Here is a 16,499-nt window from a genome sequence, read left to right on the forward strand (position 1 = left end):
ATCGCCTCCTCAGATAGCAAAAGCGAGGAGATGTCCCCTCGCTTTTTGGTGTGTTCAGTATAGCTCGCTTACCACTTTTTATTCAGAACGCGGTCGATGCTGAATGCGCCCGGACCGGTGATAGCCAGCAGCAGGAAACCGCCTGCGATGGTCAGGTTTTTCATGAACATCAGAGAGTTCACGCCTTCCGCAAAGTTGCTGTGGAAGATAAATGCTGTCAGCAGCGTGAAGCCTGCGGTGAACAGCGCGGTTGTGCGGGTCAGGAAGCCGAACAGGATTGCCAGACCGCCGCCAAACTCAAGCAGGATAACCAGCGGCAACATAAAACCAGGCACGCCCATGGCTTCCATATACTGTTGGGTACCCGCATATCCGGTGATTTTTCCCCAGCCTGCGGAAATAAACAGGATTGGCATCAGAATGCGCGCTACCAGTACACCAACATCTTCTAATTTCTTCATCATTCACTCCAGGAAACCACTCAGGCGGCTTATTGTGTTTTGTGTGCAACGACGCTGCAGAGCGCGTCGTTGCTGTCGATGGAGAGAATCATAAACGTGCTAAATGACAATTGTTAGCAAGGAAAACTGTCAAATTTTTTCAAAAATTTTGAGGTTAGGGGGAGTGGGAGAGATTAGCCGCGCAGTTGCTGCTGTCTGATGGTCGCTTTAACCAGACGCCAGATGCTCCAGACGCTAAAACCGCGCTTAGCCCAGCGTACCAGCAGATTAGGATTACGAATGGTACGAACTGCCATGATACTGCTACCCACTAACACCCAGCCACGTAGGTTCAACAGCGTTTTCCAGCCACGATCGTAGACTTCGGTGGCCTCCAGCCAGTCGCGGCGAGTGGCAGACAGATCCAGCCGTTGCTGCTGGATCTGTCCAAGCAGTTGCGCCTTACGTTGTTGACGTTCGACTTTACTGCCCATTATGCATCATCCTCCAGGGCCTGCCTGTCGTTTGCGAGTTCGTGGCGCGTATGGCGTAGCAGCGTTGTTTTGCGAGCTTTACGCAGAGTCCATATCCCGCCAATAAGCGCCATAACCAACAGCACAACGGTGGTGGCAATCATTGCGTTCAGGCGGTATTGCGGGTCAATGGCCCAGATGATAAGCACCATCAGGCTCATCAGCCCAAACGCCGCGAACAGCATGGTCAGCCCAAGCATCAGCAGGATCTGGATGAGATTTGATTTTTCCTCTTCCAGTTCCACAACGGCTAGCCGCAACCGCGTTTCTACGATCTCAACGAGAATCGTCAGGATCCGCTGTCCAATACCCAGTACGCTTTTGCCTGGACCTTGTGCGTGTTGAGAGTCAGCCATTGTTAACGGCGCGACAGCAGTACACCAAGCACCACACCGACTGCAGCGCCAATCCCGACGCCAGTCCATGGGTTTTCGCGTACATAGTTATCGGCTTTGGCCGCGGCTTCACGGGTCTGTTTGGCAATCACATCGCTGGTTTCACTGAGGCGATGACGGCTCTCCCGCAGGGCGTGTTCGGCTTTGCTGCGAATTTTACTCATCTCTTCCTTCGACTTATCGCCAGAGGAGCTAAGTACTTCTTCAAGCGTATCCGCAAGAGATTTCAGCTCAGCGCGCAGGTTGTCCGTAGCATTATCTTTCGACATAGTTTTCTCCAGTTGAGTGGGTAGTTACCGTACTTAGTAATCGCGTGATTCGAGTTCTTTCAGCTCATTCTGAGCTTCGGCAAGCTTACGTTCGCGTTTGGCAATTTTATCCGCATCGCCTTTTTGCTTCGCCTCGGCTAAATCATCTTGACGCTCGGCTATCTCATCTTTCTGCTCTGCGATTTTTTTCTGATGGTCGGCGCGCAGTTTGCTGTCAGTACAGTTAGCCCGAACCTCGCTAAGCGCTTTGTTCAGACCATTGATGCGGTTCTGATTGTTGTGCTTTTCGGCATAGCTAATCTCCCGCTGAATATCCTGTTCTTTTTCCTGACAGAGGGTGGTGGCGTAACTGCCGGCACTGAGAGCGAAAAGGCTAATTGCCAAAGCGATGCGGTATTTCATTCTTGAACCTTCCATTGTGATTCGACGTTGTGGCTTGCGGTCGATGCTCCAGATTAATAAAACGTTGGGCCATAATCCCAGTTTATTAATCATAGGCGCTAAACGGTGAAATCACCAAAGTGAGTGATCTAATTCAGATTCCTGGAGATTAACCAAAACGGTGCGGGGTATCACGTAAGCGGGATAACCACTGCACCGCCTGATTATCATCATCCTGCTGAGCAATAACGAAACCATGTGGCAACGTACGGTCCAGCACCACTTTGGCGGCTGCGCTCTGCGCGCTGGAATCAAAAGTGATCAGCAGCGCGTCATTTTGCGGGGTAATGCTTTTAAAGCGGATGCCGTTGGCATCCAGGTGATGCCAGATAGAGAAGCCATCAGGCATGCTGGCTCCCTGGTTTACTGCGCGAATGGCAAGCGTTGACTCCTGCTGACGAATAACCGACCAGGTCAGGAGCAGCGCGCCGATAAACAGCATAAAGGTAGTGGTCCAGGCAAGTCGTCGGAACGTTATGCATGATTTCAGCATAATTTATCCTCGGTTCCCGTATTTCTTTTTCCACAGCACAACCAGTGAACCTGCCAGACCAAACACCAGTAACACCACAGGAAGCAGCATCAGGCAAGACATGAGCTGATCTTCATACTTAAGAAATACCGGCGTTTTACCCAGCAGATAGCCAAGCGTTGTGAGGATCAGGACCCAAAGCAATCCGCTCATCCAGTTAAAGAACTGAAAGCGCGCATTATTCAGGCCGGATAACCCTGCGATGGTCGGCAATAATGTTCTGACAAACGCAATGAAGCGACCAACCAGCAGCGCAGACAAGCCATGCTTATGAAAAAGATGATGTGCGCGCTGATGATAATGCGCAGGAAGGTGCGACAACCAATTTTGTACGGTGCGGGTATTCCCCAGCCATCGCCCCTGGATATAACTGAGCCAACAGCCGAGGCTGGCCGCGGTGGTGAGTAGCAGTACTGTTTGCGGAAAACCCATTGCGCCTTTGGCAATAAGTACGCCGACCAGTACCAGCAAACTGTCGCCGGGTAAAAACGCTGCTGGCAGCAGTCCATTTTCCAGAAACAAAATGGTAAATAGTACAAAATAGAGCATGCCAATCATGGAAGGATTGGCCAGAGTTTCAAAATCCTGAGCCCATAAAGCATTCAGTAATTGAGTCAGTAGTTCCATTCAATATTCCTGGAGAATCGGTTATCGTCATGCCGGTTTTTCTGGATTTTGTAACACCGCGATTTTATTGATGTTTTTTGCAAGGTGCGCGGTCTGATACAAATTCACGGCCTGAACTGTTCCCTGTGAAGTTGTGAAGTTAGCAAGCTCTTAAACACAAAAATTCAAATAGCATCTAATTGTAACAAAGGTCAACGTTGTCCGTTATAGAAATTACGGTTGCTGAACTCTGATTTTGCTTATCGCATTAGAGGGAGGCGAGAGGATTTACACAGGCTGACATTTTATACCTAATGCTTACCAAGCAGCAGGTACAGGCGCGCCGTCACGCCTGTATCGATAAGATTGATTATTTTGCGCCGTTAGCGGCCGTATCGAGATGAACGACCGGATTTTCAGTAAAAAGGTAACGGTCCGCGTTGAACTCAAAATCATCGCTGGTTTCGTTAAACAGCATCTGCTTCGTATTCTCAAGGTGCTGCCACATCGCCAGTTTAGCGGCATGGGGATCTTTGCGAATCAGCGCCCGTAGGATCTGGTCATGGTCATCGCACCAGTTATCGACCGTACGCGAGTCGATGTGGTCGTGCAGTTTTTTCCAGTAGGGGTTATGGATACGCTGAGTCCACATTTTTTCCACGATGGCGGCCAGGGCGGAGTTCTGCGTGGCCAGCGCAACCTGCACATGGAACTGGAGATCCCACTCGGAGTCACGAAAGCTTTTTTCGTTGCGCGACTTCTCCTGGATTTCCATCAGTTTCATAATGTCCTGCTTGGTCACCTGGGTGGCGGCAAACTCGGCGATGTTGCTCTCAATAAGTTGACGCGCTTGCAGCAATTCAAAAGGACCGTAGCTGGCGAATTCCAAACCTTCGTCGGGAGCAACATAATGTTTGGGTTGGTTAGAGATGACGTGGATCCCCGATCCTTTACGCACCTCAACATAGCCCTCAACTTCCAGCATGATAATCGCTTCACGAACCACGGTACGGCTGACATTTTTTTCATCGGCGATAAAGCGCTCAGCGGGGAGTTTGTCACCCACCAGATAGACGCCTTGCTCGATGCGTTCTTTAAGATCAGCGGCAAGTTGTTGGTATAAACGGCGTGGTTCGGTGATTTCCATATGCGCTCCAGGCATGATACGGCAGACTATATTTGTTATACCACTTTTGCGATTACGCCTCCACTCGCGAGGACAAAAAAGCCGCCAGATAACTGACGGCTTAGCATTATATAACCTTTTTGTATCGCATCCGGTTAACTTTGCGTCGCGGGATCGCCAGTTTGCGGACCTGAATCTATCTCGCTGGCTGATTTGTTCTGCAGTACCGTCCAGATGACTAACGCGCCAAGCAGGTCGAATACCGCCAGCACGGCGAACAGCGGGCTAAAGCCGATGGTGTCGGCCAGCGCGCCAACGACCAGGGCAAACAGCGTACTGGCAAGCCAGGCGGACATACCGGTCAGACCGTTCGCGGTTGCCACTTCATTACGGCCAAATACGTCAGAGGAGAGCGTAATCAGCGCACCGGACAGCGCCTGGTGAGCAAAGCCGCCGACGCACAGCAGGGCGATAGCAATGTATGGGCTGGTGAACAGACCAATCATCCCTGGGCCAATCATCAGCAGCGCGCCCATGGTGACCACCATTTTACGGGACACGATCAGGTTCACGCCAAACCAACGCTGGAACAGCGGTGGCAGGTAACCCCCAACGATACAGCCCAGGTCAGCAAACAGCATCGGCATCCAGGCAAACATGGCGATTTCTTTCAGGTTAAAGCCGTAGACTTTAAACATGAACAGCGGGATCCAGGCGTTGAAAGTCCCCCACGCCGGTTCAGCCAGGAAACGCGGCAGCGCGATGCCCCAGAACTGGCGGTTACGCAGGATCTGGCCGAGCGACATTTTCTTCGAGGTCGTGTTTTTATGCTGTGATTCCTGGCCGTTCAGAATGTAATCACGTTCTTCGTCAGACAGTTTTTTCTGGTCGCGTGGGTGTTTATAGAACACCAGCCAGGACATCGCCCAGATGAAGCTCAGGGCACCGGAAATAATGAATGCCATTTGCCAGCTGTGCATGACGATCGCCCAGACCACCAGGGGCGGAGCGATCATCGCGCCGATAGAAGAACCGACGTTGAAGTAACCGACGGCAATTGAACGCTCTTTTGCCGGGAACCATTCAGAACTGGCTTTCAGACCGGCCGGGATCATTGCGGCTTCAGCGGCACCTACCGCACCTCGCGCCAACGCCAGGCCACCCCAGCTGCCAGCCAGTGCGGTCGCGCCACAGAAGACGGCCCACAGAACGGCGAACATCGCGTAACCTATTTTCGTGCCGAGAACATCAAGCACGTAGCCAGCAACGGGTTGCATTACGGTGTAAGCAGCAGAATACGCTGCGATGATATAGGAATACTGTTGAGTGGAGATGTGTAACTCTTCCATCAGAGTCGGCGCAGCTGCCGCCACAGTGTTACGTGTCAGGTAACCCAACACGGTGCCAAGCGTCACCAGTGCGATCATGTACCAACGTAACCCTTTAATTTTACGCATGTAAAACCTCATCGTTTTGTTATGTCCGCGAACGAGCGGTCATCTTCCAGTTCAGAGCGGAGGATGTTCTTTTACGAGGGGGGAACCGAAAAAAAGCCGGTACTCCCCGAACGTTGCCATGTCAATAGTTGTGCTAATTCGGTTTCCGTACCGGTCAATCCGATGGTGATACATCGGTAATTTGCATTCCGTCGGCTTATGTATCGCGACGGCCAAAAGATAACTTGTCATACAACTTTAAAAGGTGAGTGCCATCACAAAAGTGTGAATCTTCGTGTGGTCATTATTTCGATTCAGCAAAGCCAGTGCTGGCGCGGCTTGAGGCATGATTTACCTCTTTGAGAGTAATTTTTTTGTCATCATTTGTTGATCTAACTCACGAAAATATCTTCAGTGTGTGGAAATTGGTGTGATAACTTTGTCAACATCAAAACATAAGCAATCTGACGCACTCGTTGAGAGGAAGACGATAATGACCCCGTTTATGACAGAAGATTTCCTGCTGGATACCGAATTTGCCCGCCGTCTGTATCATGATTACGCCAAAGACCAGCCGATCTTCGATTACCACTGCCATTTACCACCGCAACAAATCGCTGAAAACTACCGTTTTAATAACCTGTATGACATCTGGCTGAAGGGTGACCACTATAAGTGGCGTGCGATGCGTACCAACGGCGTTGCTGAGCGCCTGTGTACCGGCGATGCCTCCGATCGTGAGAAGTTTGATGCCTGGGCCGCTACGGTTCCGCACACTATCGGTAACCCGCTGTACCACTGGACCCACCTTGAGTTACGTCGCCCGTTTGGTATTACAGGTAAGTTGCTGTCTCCGGCAACGGCTGACGAAATCTGGAACCAGTGCAACGAACTGCTGGCGCAGGATCAATTCTCTGCGCGCGGTATCATGAAGCAGATGAACGTGAAAATGGTCGGCACCACCGATGACCCGATCGATTCTCTGGAGCACCACGCGGCCGTTGCTAAAGACGGCTCCTTCGACGTAAAAGTGCTGCCAAGCTGGCGTCCGGATAAAGCCTTCAACATCGAACTGGCGACCTTTAACGATTACATGGCCAAGCTCGGTGAAGTCTCTGACACCGATATCCGTCGTTTCGCTGACCTGCAGACCGCGCTGACCAAACGCCTGGACCACTTCGCCGCTCACGGCTGTAAAGTGTCTGACCACGCGCTGGACGTTGTCCTGTTTGCGGAATCCAACGAAGCGGAGCTGGACAGCATCCTGACGCGTCGTCTGGCTGGTGAAACCCTGAGCGAGCACGAAGTGGCGCAGTTCAAAACCGCCGTGCTGGTGTTCCTCGGTGCAGAATACGCCCGTCGCGAATGGGTACAGCAGTACCACATCGGCGCGCTGCGTAATAACAACCTGCGTCAGTTCAAACTGCTGGGCGCGGACGTTGGCTTCGACTCCATCAACGACCGTCCGATGGCGGAAGAGCTGTCCAAACTGCTGAGCAAGCAGAACGAACAAAACCTGCTGCCGAAAACCATTCTGTACTGCCTGAACCCGCGCGATAACGAAGTGCTGGGCACCATGATCGGTAACTTCCAGGGCGAAGGCATGCCGGGCAAGATGCAGTTCGGTTCCGGCTGGTGGTTCAACGATCAGAAAGACGGGATGGAACGTCAGATGACACAGCTGGCACAACTGGGCCTGCTGAGCCGCTTCGTCGGCATGCTGACCGACAGCCGTAGCTTCCTGTCTTACACCCGTCACGAATACTTCCGTCGTATTCTGTGCCAGATGATCGGTCGTTGGGTTGCTGCGGGCGAAGCCCCAGCCGACATCCAACTGCTGGGTGAAATGGTGAAAAACATTTGTTTCAACAATGCGCGCGATTACTTCGCCATTGAATTGAACTAAGAGCCTATCCATTAGGCTATTTTACTTGCCAGTTTGAACCTGGGCAGTGCTCAAAATCCTCACGTACTGCGTGTACGCTCCGGTTTTTGCGCGCTGTCCGTGTCCAAACGGGCTGCGACAATATACGCCTACTGAAATAGGCTCTAAGGTCCGGGGTTGATATGCAATACATCAAGATCCATACGCTGGATAACGTTGCGGTAGCGCTCGCTGATTTGGCTGAAGGAACCGAAGTTACCGTTGACGGGCAGGCGGTAACCCTGCGCCAGGCGGTCTCTCGTGGGCATAAGTTCGCGCTTTGCGATATCGCGCAGGGTGAGAACGTCATGAAATATGGCCTGCCAATCGGCCATGCTCTGGCTGATATCGCGGCGGGCGAGCATATTCATGCTCATAACACGCGTACCAATCTGAGCGATCTGGATGAATATAGCTATCAACCCGACTTTCAGGAACCTGAGGCGCAACCGGCGGATCGTGATGTACAGATCTACCGTCGTGCCAACGGCGATGTTGGTGTGCGTAATGAACTGTGGATCCTGCCGACAGTAGGCTGCGTCAACGCCATGGCCCGTCAGATGCAGAATCGCTTCCTGAAAGAGACCAACGATGCCGAAGGGATCGACGGCGTGCATCTCTTCAGCCACACCTACGGCTGCTCGCAACTGGGTGACGACCATATCAACACCCGCACCATGCTGCAAAACATGGTGCGCCACCCGAACGCGGGCGCAGTGCTGGTGGTCGGTCTCGGCTGTGAAAACAACCAGGTTGACGCTTTTCGCGAAACCTTAGGCGAGTACGATCCCGATCGCGTTCACTTTATGGTCTGCCAACTCCAGGAAGATGAAGTGGAAGCGGGGATCGAACATCTTCACCAGTTGTACAACGTGATGCGTAACGATAAGCGTGAACCCGGTAAGCTGGGCGAGCTGAAGTTTGGTCTCGAATGCGGCGGCTCTGACGGCCTGTCCGGTATTACCGCCAACCCGATGCTGGGCCGCTTTTCCGACTACGTGATTGCCAACGGCGGCACCACCGTGCTGACCGAAGTACCGGAAATGTTCGGCGCCGAGCAACTGTTGATGGACCACTGCCGTGACGAAGAAACGTTCGGCAAGCTGGTCACTATGGTGAATGACTTCAAACAGTACTTCATTGCTCACGACCAGCCGATCTACGAAAACCCATCGCCGGGCAACAAAGCGGGCGGTATCACCACCCTGGAAGATAAATCTCTCGGCTGTACCCAAAAAGCAGGCTCCAGCCAGGTGGTGGACGTACTGCGCTACGGTGAACGCCTGAAAACGCACGGCCTGAACCTGCTGAGCGCGCCGGGTAACGACGCAGTCGCCACCAGTGCACTGGCTGGAGCGGGCTGTCATATGGTGCTGTTCAGTACCGGTCGCGGTACGCCGTACGGTGGATTTGTGCCGACGGTGAAAATTGCTACCAACAGCGAGCTGGCAGCGAAGAAAAAGCACTGGATCGATTTTGATGCCGGACAACTGATCCACGGCAAAGCGATGCCGCAGTTACTGGAAGAATTTGTCGATACCATCGTCGATTTTGCCAACGGCAAGCAAACCTGCAACGAGCGGAATGATTTTAGAGAGTTAGCGATATTTAAAAGCGGCGTAACGTTGTAGTAAATACCTGATGGTACCTGCATACAGGTCTGCGCAAACCGTAGGCCTGATAAGCGCAGCGCCATCAGGCACAAACCGTTGCCGGATGGTGGCGAACTCGCCTTATCCGGCCTACGAGATAGAATTGGGGTTGCTTGCATGACCGCGTATTGGCTGGCCCAGGGCGTAGGTGTCATCGCCTTTCTAATCGGCATTACCACCTTTTTCAATCGCGATGAGCGTCGGTTCCGGCTGCAACTCGCTGTCTATAGCGCTACCATTGGCGTGCATTTTTTCCTGATGGGCGCCTGGCCTGCAGGAATGAGCGCTGAGCTCAATACCATCCGCACACTCGTCTCGATGCATACCCGTAAACTGTGGGTAATGACCGTTTTTATTATCCTCACCCTGGTTCTCGGGCTGGCGAAATTACAGCATGCGATGGAGCTGTTGCCGATAATCGGCACGCTGGCCAGCACCTGGGCGCTGTTTCGCTGCCAGGGGTTAACCGTGCGTTGCGTTATGTGGTGCGCAACCGCTTGCTGGGTTATCCATAACTTCTGGCTGGGATCGATTGGCGGGACGATGATTGAAGGGAGTTTTCTGGTGATGAACGGCTTGAATATTATTCGCTTCCGGCGGATGCAAAAACGCGGAATTGATCCGTTCAAAATTGAAAAAAGCGTACAAGATAGTAACCCCTCCGCCCGATGACGGAGGGGAGCAGAGATTAGCCGCGCAGGGCGTTGTTGGCCAGACGTTCGTCTTCTGCCTGACAGGCAGCAGCGGTAAACAGGACGTCTGTAGAAGAGTTTAATGCCGTTTCACAGGAGTCCTGCAGCACGCCGATGATAAAGCCAACGGCAACCACCTGCATGGCGATATCATTCGGAATCCCGAACATGTTGCATGCCAGGGGGATTAACAGCAGAGAACCGCCCGCCACGCCCGATGCGCCGCAGGCACACAGCGAAGCCACCACGCTGAGTAACAGCGCTGTCGGTAAATCGACCGGAATACCCAGCGTATTCACCGCCGCCAGCGTCAGCACGGTAATGGTGATCGCAGCACCCGCCATATTGATGGTGGCCCCCAGCGGAATAGAAACCGAGTAGGTATCACGATCCAGATTCAACTTCTCACACAGCGCCATATTCACCGGAATGTTTGCCGCGGAGCTGCGGGTAAAGAAGGCATACACGCCGCTTTCACGCAGACAGGCCAGCACCAGCGGATACGGGTTACGGCGAATTTTCCAGAATACCAGCAGCGGGTTAACCACCAGCGCTACCAGCAGCATACAACCTACCAGCACGGTCAGCAGCTGAGCGTAGCCCCAAAGCGTGGCAAAACCGGTGGTTGCCAGCGTGGAGGAGACCAGGCCGAAGATCCCAATTGGCGCGAAACGAATCACCAGCTTCACCATAAAGGTGACGGCGTTGGACATATCATTGACCAGATTTTTGGTCGTTTCATTCCCATGACGCAGCGCAAAGCCCAGGCCGACGGCCCATACCAGAATGCCGATATAGTTGGCGTTAAGCAGGGCATCAATCGGGTTCGAAACCATACTCATCAGCAGGCCACGCATCACTTCGACAATGCCGGACGGCGGTACGATGTCGCTGGCGCTGCTGGAAAGATGCAGTGTGGACGGGAAGGCGAAGCTGAAGACAACCGCCGCTAACGCTGCGGAAAAAGTACCGAGCAGGTAAAGGAACAGGATTGGACGGATATTGGTTTTTTGTCCGTGCTGGTGGTTGGCGATGGACGCCATAACCAGCATCAGGACCAGAACAGGGGCCACGGCTTTTAATGCGCCAACGAACAGCGTACCCAACAGCCCGACGGCTTCTGCAGCAGGTTTTGACACTAGCGCCAACAATATCCCCAGTACCAAACCGATCAAAATTTGTTTAACCAGGCTCCCTTGCGCCAAACGCGAGAATAGCCCCGATGAACGTTGCGTAGTCATGTAGTAATCCTTTCATTGTGTTGTTGCCCATCCTGTGTGCATTCTGATGATGCATCTTTCTGGATGTAACAAAGTGTTTGCCTGGTTGAGTATAAGGAAAGATGAAGTCCCGGGAAGCGAAATCTCCTGATTTTTGCGTTCAGATCATGTTTTATAACTTTAAATTAACATTAATTTGACATGATAAACAAAAAGCCCGACGCACGCAGTGTGCTGTCGGGCTTTTTCAGCTAGCGGATGAAACTTACTGTATTTGCTGCTTTTTATCGTGCTGGTGATTAACCCACGCATTCACGACCAGCGTAACGAACAGAATACCGAACACCACGCCTAACGAGATAGCGATTGGGATATGATAGAAATCGACGATCAGCATCTTAATACCGATAAACACCAAAATGACCGACAAGCCGTATTTCAGCATGGAGAAACGCTCTGCCACGCCAGCCAGCAGGAAGTACATCGCACGCAGACCCAAAATAGCAAACAGGTTTGAGGTCAACACGATGAACGGGTCGGTTGTGACGGCGAAGATTGCCGGAATACTGTCGACGGCAAAAATGACATCACTCAGCTCAACCAGAATCAACACCAGCATCAACGGCGTGACGAACAGCAGTCCGTTTTTACGCACGAAGAATTTTTCGTCTTCGATGGTATCGGTCATGCGTAAATGACTACGCAGCCAGCGGACTAACGGTCTGTCGCCGATACCGGAAGCATCTTCTTTCGCCAGTGCCATCTTCACGCCGGTAAACAGCAGGAACGCGCCAAACACGTACAGCAGCCATTCGAACTGGGCGATAAGCCAGCTACCTGCGAAGATCATAATCGTACGCAGCACAATCGCGCCCAGTACGCCGTACACCAGTACCCGACGCTGTAACGCAGGCGGTACCGAGAAGTAGCTGAACAGCATCAGCCAGACAAAGACGTTATCTACCGCCAGTGATTTCTCGATCAGATAGCCGGTAAGAAACGCCAGCGCCTGTGGGTCGGCAACGGCGCGGCCCTGCGTTTGGGCCAGGTACCACCAGAATGCGGCGTTAAACAGTAACGACAGCGTTACCCAGACGATTGACCAGGCCGCAGCCTGCTTCATCGACATGGTATGTGCGCCACGACGACCCTGTAGCAGCAGGTCGATGGCCAACATAATCACCACCACAACAGCGAAGCCGCCCCACAACAACGGTGTGCCGACAGTATTCATAATTCCCCCATGCATAAAAAAACGGCCAACGCCGAATGACGTTAGCCGCTGCTTTTTATGCATAGACCTTGCCATTCGGCAAGGTCTCACTTACAACAACAAAGGAATACGCTAGCGTATTCCTTTGTTGTTGCCCGGTGACCGGATGTGGTTTTGCACACATCGTAATGACGATCAACCGACAACGAAGTTACTCCCCTTTGCGGGTTACAAAATATTACAGGCCAAGCATGCAGTCAATGGCCTGCAACATTTGTTTTACATACCTTTACGCAGTCAGCGATGTTACCGTTTCATCTGCCGGGAAAATCACGCCGGTCTGACGGCGAATTTCCGTTTGCAGTTTGGCGGTGATACGGCTGACGTTCAGTGCCGGATGATCCACTTCGCCGGATTCAACCAGATGAGCAAAAGTCTCTGCCTCATACAGCATAGTATTGATATGCTGAGGCACCGTCAGCTCCTGCGTTTTGCCACCACGCGCAACGAAGCATACTTTCTGACACTCAGAGATATGCTCAATGACCAGCGAACCCGACTCGCCCTGAATTTCACTGGCTAATACCGAGTCGCTGACTTTGGAGTGCTGGAGTGTGACGCTGAAATCACCGTAATTAAGCACGACCACGCCGTGGGCATCCACACCACTTTCCAGCAGGCTGGCGCTGGCCTGAACGCTCTGCGGTTCGCCCCAAAGCGCAACCGCTGAGGCCAGGCAGTAAAAGCCGATATCCATAATCGAACCGTTAGAGAACGCCGGATTAAACGTATTCGGATTTTCACCGTCCAGATAACGCTGGTAACGCGAGGAGTACTGGCAGTAATTGATAAAGGCTTTCCTGATTCTGCCCACTTTGGGTAACGCTTGCTGCAGCAGCAGGAAGTTAGGCAGGCTGGCGGTCTTAAATGCTTCAAACAGCACGACCTGATTTTCGCGCGCGCAGGCGATAGCGGCTTCAGCTTGCGCCAGATTTGAGGCCAGCGGCTTTTCGCAAATGACATGCTTTTTGTGCTGCAAAAATAGCTCTGTCTGCGGGAAGTGCAGGGAGTTTGGACTGGCGATGTAGACGGCGTCAATCGCATCACTATTGGCCATCGCCTCCAGCGAGGTAAACAGGTGCTCGACGGGGTAATCGTTGGCGAAGGTCTGTGCCTGCTCAAGACTGCGGGAATAAACTGCGGTTAACTTATACTTGCCGGTTTCATGGGCGGCATCGACAAACTGGCGGGTGATCCAGTTTGTGCCAATTACTGCGAAACGTATCATAAAGGCCTTCAGGCTGCTAAAAGGGATCCTTTCGTCAATTTAGCATGCCTTGAAGACAAAGCCAGTGCGCGACTACGCACTTTGCTTTAACGATTGTTGCGTTAACCACAGGCGGGTATCGAACTCCAGTTGATGGTACTGAGGTTCCATATGACAGCACAGTTGGTAAAACGCTTTGTCATGCTCTTTTTCTTTCAGATGTGCCAGTTCATGGACCACGATCATTCGCAGGAAGGGTTCCGGGGCATTGCGAAAAACGGTCGCCACGCGGATCTCCGCTTTGGCTTTTAGCTTGCCACCCTGCACGCGGGAGACGGCGGTATGCAGCCCCAGCGCATTCTTCAGGACGTGGATCTTGCTGTCGTACATCACCTTATTCAGCGGTGGAGCATTGCGCAGAAACTGGTTTTTCAGATCCTGGGTGTATTGCCACAGCGCTTTGTCGGTCGCGAAGTCATGCGTACCCGGATAGCGCTTCTCCAGCACTGCGCCCAGACGCTGCTCGCTAATCAAGGTTCGAACCTGGGCGAGTAAGTGCTCAGGATAGCCCTGGAGATAAGTTAGTTGGTTCATTAATGTCCACGCAAATCATAAAAGTGTATACTCACGCACCCTTTTCAGGGATATGCCGAAATTTTACCATTCAGGAGGGCCGATGAGCCACATAGACAACGGTTTCCGTTCGCTGTCACTTAAACGTTTCCCGGAGACGGATGACGTTAACCCGCTGCTGGCGTGGGAAGCGGCGGATGAATATCTGCTGCAACAGCTGGACGATACCGAGATTAGCGGCCCGGTGCTGATCCTGAATGATACCTTTGGCGCGCTGGGCTGTGCGCTGGCGGAGCACACGCCGTACAGCATTGGCGACTCCTATTTAAGCGAGTTGGCCACGCGCGAGAATCTGCGTCACAACGACATCGCCGAATCGAGCGTCAAGTTCCTCGACAGCACCGCTGACTATCCGCAGGCGCCGGGCGTGGTGCTGATTAAAATTCCTAAAACCATGGCGCTGCTGGAGCAACAGCTGCGCGCGCTGCGTGAAGTGGTGACGCCGCAAACGCGGATTATTGCCGGAGCGAAAGCACGCGATATTCATACCTCGACGCTGGAGCTGTTTGAAAAGGTGTTGGGTCCAACCACCACGACGCTGGCGTGGAAAAAAGCTCGTCTGATCAACTGTACGTTCAGCAAACCTGAACTGGCCGCTGCTTCGCAAACGCTAAGCTGGAAGCTGGAAGGTACCGACTGGACTATCCATAACCACGCCAACGTTTTCTCTCGTACCGGGCTGGATATCGGCGCGCGCTTCTTTATCGAGCACCTGCCTGCAAATCTTGAAGGGGAGATTGTCGATCTCGGCTGTGGGAATGGCGTGATTGGCCTGACATTGCTGGAGAAAAACCCACAAGCCAGCGTGGTGTTTGTGGATGAATCGCCGATGGCGGTGGCGTCAAGTCGTCTGAACGTCGAAAGCAATATGCCTGAGGCGCTGGATCGCTGCGAGTTTATGATTAACAACGCGCTGTCCGGGGTTGAGCCGTTCCGCTTTAATGCCGTCCTGTGCAACCCGCCGTTCCATCAGAAGCACGCGCTGACCGACAATATCGCCTGGGAGATGTTCCATCACGCCCGCCGCTGTCTGAAGATTAACGGTGAGCTGTATATTGTGGCGAACCGTCACCTCGACTACTTCCACAAGCTGAAGAAGATTTTCGGCAACTGCGAGACCATCGCCACCAATAATAAGTTTGTGATTCTGAAAGCGGTGAAATTAGGTCGTCGTCGTTAATCCAGATGCATTCCTTGCCGGATAGAGGTATAAACACTCCATCCGGCAATATAATTTCCTGCCGGTGAACATAGCCAGGGAGATTATAAGTTAATGCATCAGGATGATGAATATAATAAGAGTAATGATATTCCAGCAGTAATTCGTCAGCTTTCTCAGGCCGGCTTAGCTGGCCCCGTATTTATTTCTCTGAGTTATACCTGGATAGTGATTGATCGCTGGCTTACTGTTTCAACAATAGAAGATTCCGGGTTTGCTATTGCCTCCGTGTTGCTCTGGGGCGGGTTAGCTTTTGGTATCTATAAGTATAGCCGCGTTTGCGCTATTACTGCGTTGCTGCTCTATTTTGTGGACCAGCTAGGCGCTGAGTTGGTGCCTCCAGGCCGTCCGTTCTCCATATTCTGGCTATCCTGTACTTTTGCGCTGATGACGAGTTTTTCTAGCGGAATCATGGGGTGTTGGCAAAGACATAAATATAAGAAGACAGGTGTTGATGGTAGCGCATCGCTTAATAAACGCGTGTCGATATTAACGGCAATTGTTTTTGTTCTCTTCCATTCCGGGATGCTGGGGATGAAATACGTGCAAAAATATACTCGAGAAGCCCTCTGGAAAGAGTTTTATCAACAAACCCTTTCTGACGCGGCTAAACTTAAATTCCCTATAAAACTCAGTAATAATATATCTTTTACTGATATTTATTTTGAGAAACGTACGCTTATTCTGGAACATCAAGTGACCAGAGGTAAGCTCGCTGAGTTGCCTGTTACGGATTATTATCAACATGCTCGTAAGCTTTATCTCAGGTTTTGTGCCGATGGTACCGCGAGCGCTCTCGATCTGAAGATGATAGCGCGCTTTGCTCAAGGGTATGAAACACAGGATCTGACGTTCACGGTAAAAGATTGCGAGCTCCAGTAATAAGAAGCTACGTGGGTAT

General features: G+C 52.2%; 18 protein-coding genes. 5 read left to right on the forward strand and 13 right to left on the reverse strand.

Annotated elements, in window-relative coordinates; all coding sequences use genetic code 11:
- Positions 1-68 precede the first annotated feature (68 nt).
- The 9 genes from FDX14_RS14345 to FDX14_RS14385 all read right to left on the reverse strand — a co-directional run bounded on the left by FDX14_RS14345 (position 69) and on the right by FDX14_RS14385 (position 5,799).
- A complete protein-coding gene (locus FDX14_RS14345; protein ID WP_032940735.1) occupies positions 69-461 on the reverse strand; it encodes a DoxX family protein in 393 nt (130 codons plus the stop codon).
- Positions 462-634: 173 nt separating this feature from the next.
- Positions 635-934, reverse strand: coding sequence for a YqjK-like family protein (locus tag FDX14_RS14350; protein ID WP_137349708.1), 300 nt, complete (start codon positions 932-934; stop codon positions 635-637).
- Positions 934-1,329 (reverse strand): phage holin family protein, encoded by a 396-nt coding sequence (locus tag FDX14_RS14355; protein ID WP_038634082.1) that lies wholly within the window; start codon positions 1,327-1,329, stop codon positions 934-936. The genes FDX14_RS14350 and FDX14_RS14355 overlap by 1 nt, the downstream gene beginning before the upstream one ends.
- A gap of 2 nt (positions 1,330-1,331) precedes the next feature.
- On the reverse strand, positions 1,332-1,637 hold the full coding sequence (locus FDX14_RS14360) for an ElaB/YgaM/YqjD family protein (RefSeq protein WP_006687949.1): 306 nt from the start codon (positions 1,635-1,637) through the stop codon (positions 1,332-1,334).
- 33 nt (positions 1,638-1,670) lie between these two features.
- Positions 1,671-2,039, reverse strand: coding sequence for a DUF1090 domain-containing protein (locus tag FDX14_RS14365; protein ID WP_038634079.1), 369 nt, complete (start codon positions 2,037-2,039; stop codon positions 1,671-1,673).
- Positions 2,040-2,187: 148 nt separating this feature from the next.
- The gene (gene mzrA / locus FDX14_RS14370; protein WP_042311135.1) at positions 2,188-2,571 is read right to left on the reverse strand and encodes an EnvZ/OmpR regulon moderator MzrA; all 384 of its coding nucleotides are present in this window, start codon (positions 2,569-2,571) and stop codon (positions 2,188-2,190) included.
- 3 nt (positions 2,572-2,574) lie between these two features.
- Positions 2,575-3,237 carry a DedA family general envelope maintenance protein YqjA gene (gene yqjA, locus FDX14_RS14375; RefSeq protein WP_003024820.1) on the reverse strand — a complete coding sequence of 221 codons (663 nt, stop codon included), beginning with the start codon at positions 3,235-3,237 and terminating at the stop codon, positions 2,575-2,577.
- Between the two features lie 349 nt (positions 3,238-3,586).
- Positions 3,587-4,363 carry a transcriptional regulator ExuR gene (gene exuR / locus FDX14_RS14380; RefSeq protein WP_038634073.1) on the reverse strand — a complete coding sequence of 259 codons (777 nt, stop codon included), beginning with the start codon at positions 4,361-4,363 and terminating at the stop codon, positions 3,587-3,589.
- A 134-nt stretch (positions 4,364-4,497) separates the two neighbouring features.
- The gene (locus tag FDX14_RS14385; protein ID WP_042311133.1) at positions 4,498-5,799 is read right to left on the reverse strand and encodes an MFS transporter; all 1,302 of its coding nucleotides are present in this window, start codon (positions 5,797-5,799) and stop codon (positions 4,498-4,500) included.
- Positions 5,800-6,271: 472 nt separating this feature from the next.
- On the opposite strand from FDX14_RS14385, the gene uxaC reads away from it, so the two are divergent.
- From uxaC to FDX14_RS14400, 3 genes are all read left to right on the forward strand, one after another.
- Positions 6,272-7,684 (forward strand): glucuronate isomerase, encoded by a 1,413-nt coding sequence (gene uxaC, locus FDX14_RS14390; RefSeq protein ID WP_137349709.1) that lies wholly within the window; start codon positions 6,272-6,274, stop codon positions 7,682-7,684.
- A 161-nt stretch (positions 7,685-7,845) separates the two neighbouring features.
- On the forward strand, positions 7,846-9,333 hold the full coding sequence (locus FDX14_RS14395; protein ID WP_137349710.1) for a UxaA family hydrolase: 1,488 nt from the start codon (positions 7,846-7,848) through the stop codon (positions 9,331-9,333).
- 138 nt (positions 9,334-9,471) lie between these two features.
- The gene (locus FDX14_RS14400; protein ID WP_042311125.1) at positions 9,472-10,026 is read left to right on the forward strand and encodes a YgjV family protein; all 555 of its coding nucleotides are present in this window, start codon (positions 9,472-9,474) and stop codon (positions 10,024-10,026) included.
- Between the two features lie 16 nt (positions 10,027-10,042).
- Here FDX14_RS14400 and sstT read toward each other — a convergent pair whose 3' ends face one another.
- The 4 genes from sstT to FDX14_RS14420 form a co-directional block, all read right to left on the reverse strand.
- Entirely contained in the window at positions 10,043-11,287 is a 1,245-nt protein-coding gene (gene sstT / locus FDX14_RS14405) for a serine/threonine transporter SstT (protein WP_061382487.1), read from the reverse strand.
- A 244-nt stretch (positions 11,288-11,531) separates the two neighbouring features.
- Positions 11,532-12,500: a TerC family protein gene (locus tag FDX14_RS14410; RefSeq protein ID WP_038642882.1), complete on the reverse strand. Its 969-nt coding sequence runs from the start codon at positions 12,498-12,500 to the stop codon at positions 11,532-11,534.
- Positions 12,501-12,768: 268 nt separating this feature from the next.
- The gene (locus FDX14_RS14415) at positions 12,769-13,767 is read right to left on the reverse strand and encodes a Gfo/Idh/MocA family protein (protein WP_061382486.1); all 999 of its coding nucleotides are present in this window, start codon (positions 13,765-13,767) and stop codon (positions 12,769-12,771) included.
- Positions 13,768-13,839: 72 nt separating this feature from the next.
- Positions 13,840-14,340: a M48 metallopeptidase family protein gene (locus FDX14_RS14420; protein ID WP_042311118.1), complete on the reverse strand. Its 501-nt coding sequence runs from the start codon at positions 14,338-14,340 to the stop codon at positions 13,840-13,842.
- A gap of 82 nt (positions 14,341-14,422) precedes the next feature.
- On the opposite strand from FDX14_RS14420, the gene rlmG reads away from it, so the two are divergent.
- Positions 14,423-15,559: a 23S rRNA (guanine(1835)-N(2))-methyltransferase RlmG gene (gene rlmG / locus FDX14_RS14425; RefSeq protein ID WP_137349711.1), complete on the forward strand. Its 1,137-nt coding sequence runs from the start codon at positions 14,423-14,425 to the stop codon at positions 15,557-15,559.
- 93 nt (positions 15,560-15,652) lie between these two features.
- On the forward strand, positions 15,653-16,480 hold the full coding sequence (locus FDX14_RS14430) for a hypothetical protein (protein ID WP_252182532.1): 828 nt from the start codon (positions 15,653-15,655) through the stop codon (positions 16,478-16,480).
- Positions 16,481-16,499: the final 19 nt, after the last annotated feature.

Source organism: Citrobacter sp. wls710 (genome assembly GCF_005281115.1).
Lineage (GTDB): Bacteria > Pseudomonadota > Gammaproteobacteria > Enterobacterales > Enterobacteriaceae > Citrobacter > Citrobacter werkmanii.

Excerpts from the sequence above, each read along its gene's own strand:
- FDX14_RS14355 (WP_038634082.1), bottom strand. The coding sequence starts at position 1,329 with ATGGCTGACTCTCAACACGCACAAGGTCCAGGCAAAAGCGTACTGGGT.
- sstT (WP_061382487.1), bottom strand. The coding sequence starts at position 11,287 with ATGACTACGCAACGTTCATCGGGGCTATTCTCGCGTTTGGCGCAAGGG.
- FDX14_RS14400 (WP_042311125.1), top strand. The coding sequence starts at position 9,472 with ATGACCGCGTATTGGCTGGCCCAGGGCGTAGGTGTCATCGCCTTTCTA.
- FDX14_RS14360 (WP_006687949.1), bottom strand. The coding sequence starts at position 1,637 with ATGTCGAAAGATAATGCTACGGACAACCTGCGCGCTGAGCTGAAATCT.
- mzrA (WP_042311135.1), bottom strand. The coding sequence starts at position 2,571 with ATGCTGAAATCATGCATAACGTTCCGACGACTTGCCTGGACCACTACC.
- FDX14_RS14365 (WP_038634079.1), bottom strand. The coding sequence starts at position 2,039 with ATGAAATACCGCATCGCTTTGGCAATTAGCCTTTTCGCTCTCAGTGCC.
- exuR (WP_038634073.1), bottom strand. The coding sequence starts at position 4,363 with ATGGAAATCACCGAACCACGCCGTTTATACCAACAACTTGCCGCTGAT.
- FDX14_RS14420 (WP_042311118.1), bottom strand. The coding sequence starts at position 14,340 with ATGAACCAACTAACTTATCTCCAGGGCTATCCTGAGCACTTACTCGCC.
- yqjA (WP_003024820.1), bottom strand. The coding sequence starts at position 3,237 with ATGGAACTACTGACTCAATTACTGAATGCTTTATGGGCTCAGGATTTT.
- rlmG (WP_137349711.1), top strand. The coding sequence starts at position 14,423 with ATGAGCCACATAGACAACGGTTTCCGTTCGCTGTCACTTAAACGTTTC.
- FDX14_RS14395 (WP_137349710.1), top strand. The coding sequence starts at position 7,846 with ATGCAATACATCAAGATCCATACGCTGGATAACGTTGCGGTAGCGCTC.
- FDX14_RS14415 (WP_061382486.1), bottom strand. The coding sequence starts at position 13,767 with ATGATACGTTTCGCAGTAATTGGCACAAACTGGATCACCCGCCAGTTT.
- FDX14_RS14410 (WP_038642882.1), bottom strand. The coding sequence starts at position 12,500 with ATGAATACTGTCGGCACACCGTTGTTGTGGGGCGGCTTCGCTGTTGTG.
- FDX14_RS14350 (WP_137349708.1), bottom strand. The coding sequence starts at position 934 with ATGGGCAGTAAAGTCGAACGTCAACAACGTAAGGCGCAACTGCTTGGA.
- FDX14_RS14385 (WP_042311133.1), bottom strand. The coding sequence starts at position 5,799 with ATGCGTAAAATTAAAGGGTTACGTTGGTACATGATCGCACTGGTGACG.
- uxaC (WP_137349709.1), top strand. The coding sequence starts at position 6,272 with ATGACCCCGTTTATGACAGAAGATTTCCTGCTGGATACCGAATTTGCC.
- FDX14_RS14345 (WP_032940735.1), bottom strand. The coding sequence starts at position 461 with ATGAAGAAATTAGAAGATGTTGGTGTACTGGTAGCGCGCATTCTGATG.
- FDX14_RS14430 (WP_252182532.1), top strand. The coding sequence starts at position 15,653 with ATGCATCAGGATGATGAATATAATAAGAGTAATGATATTCCAGCAGTA.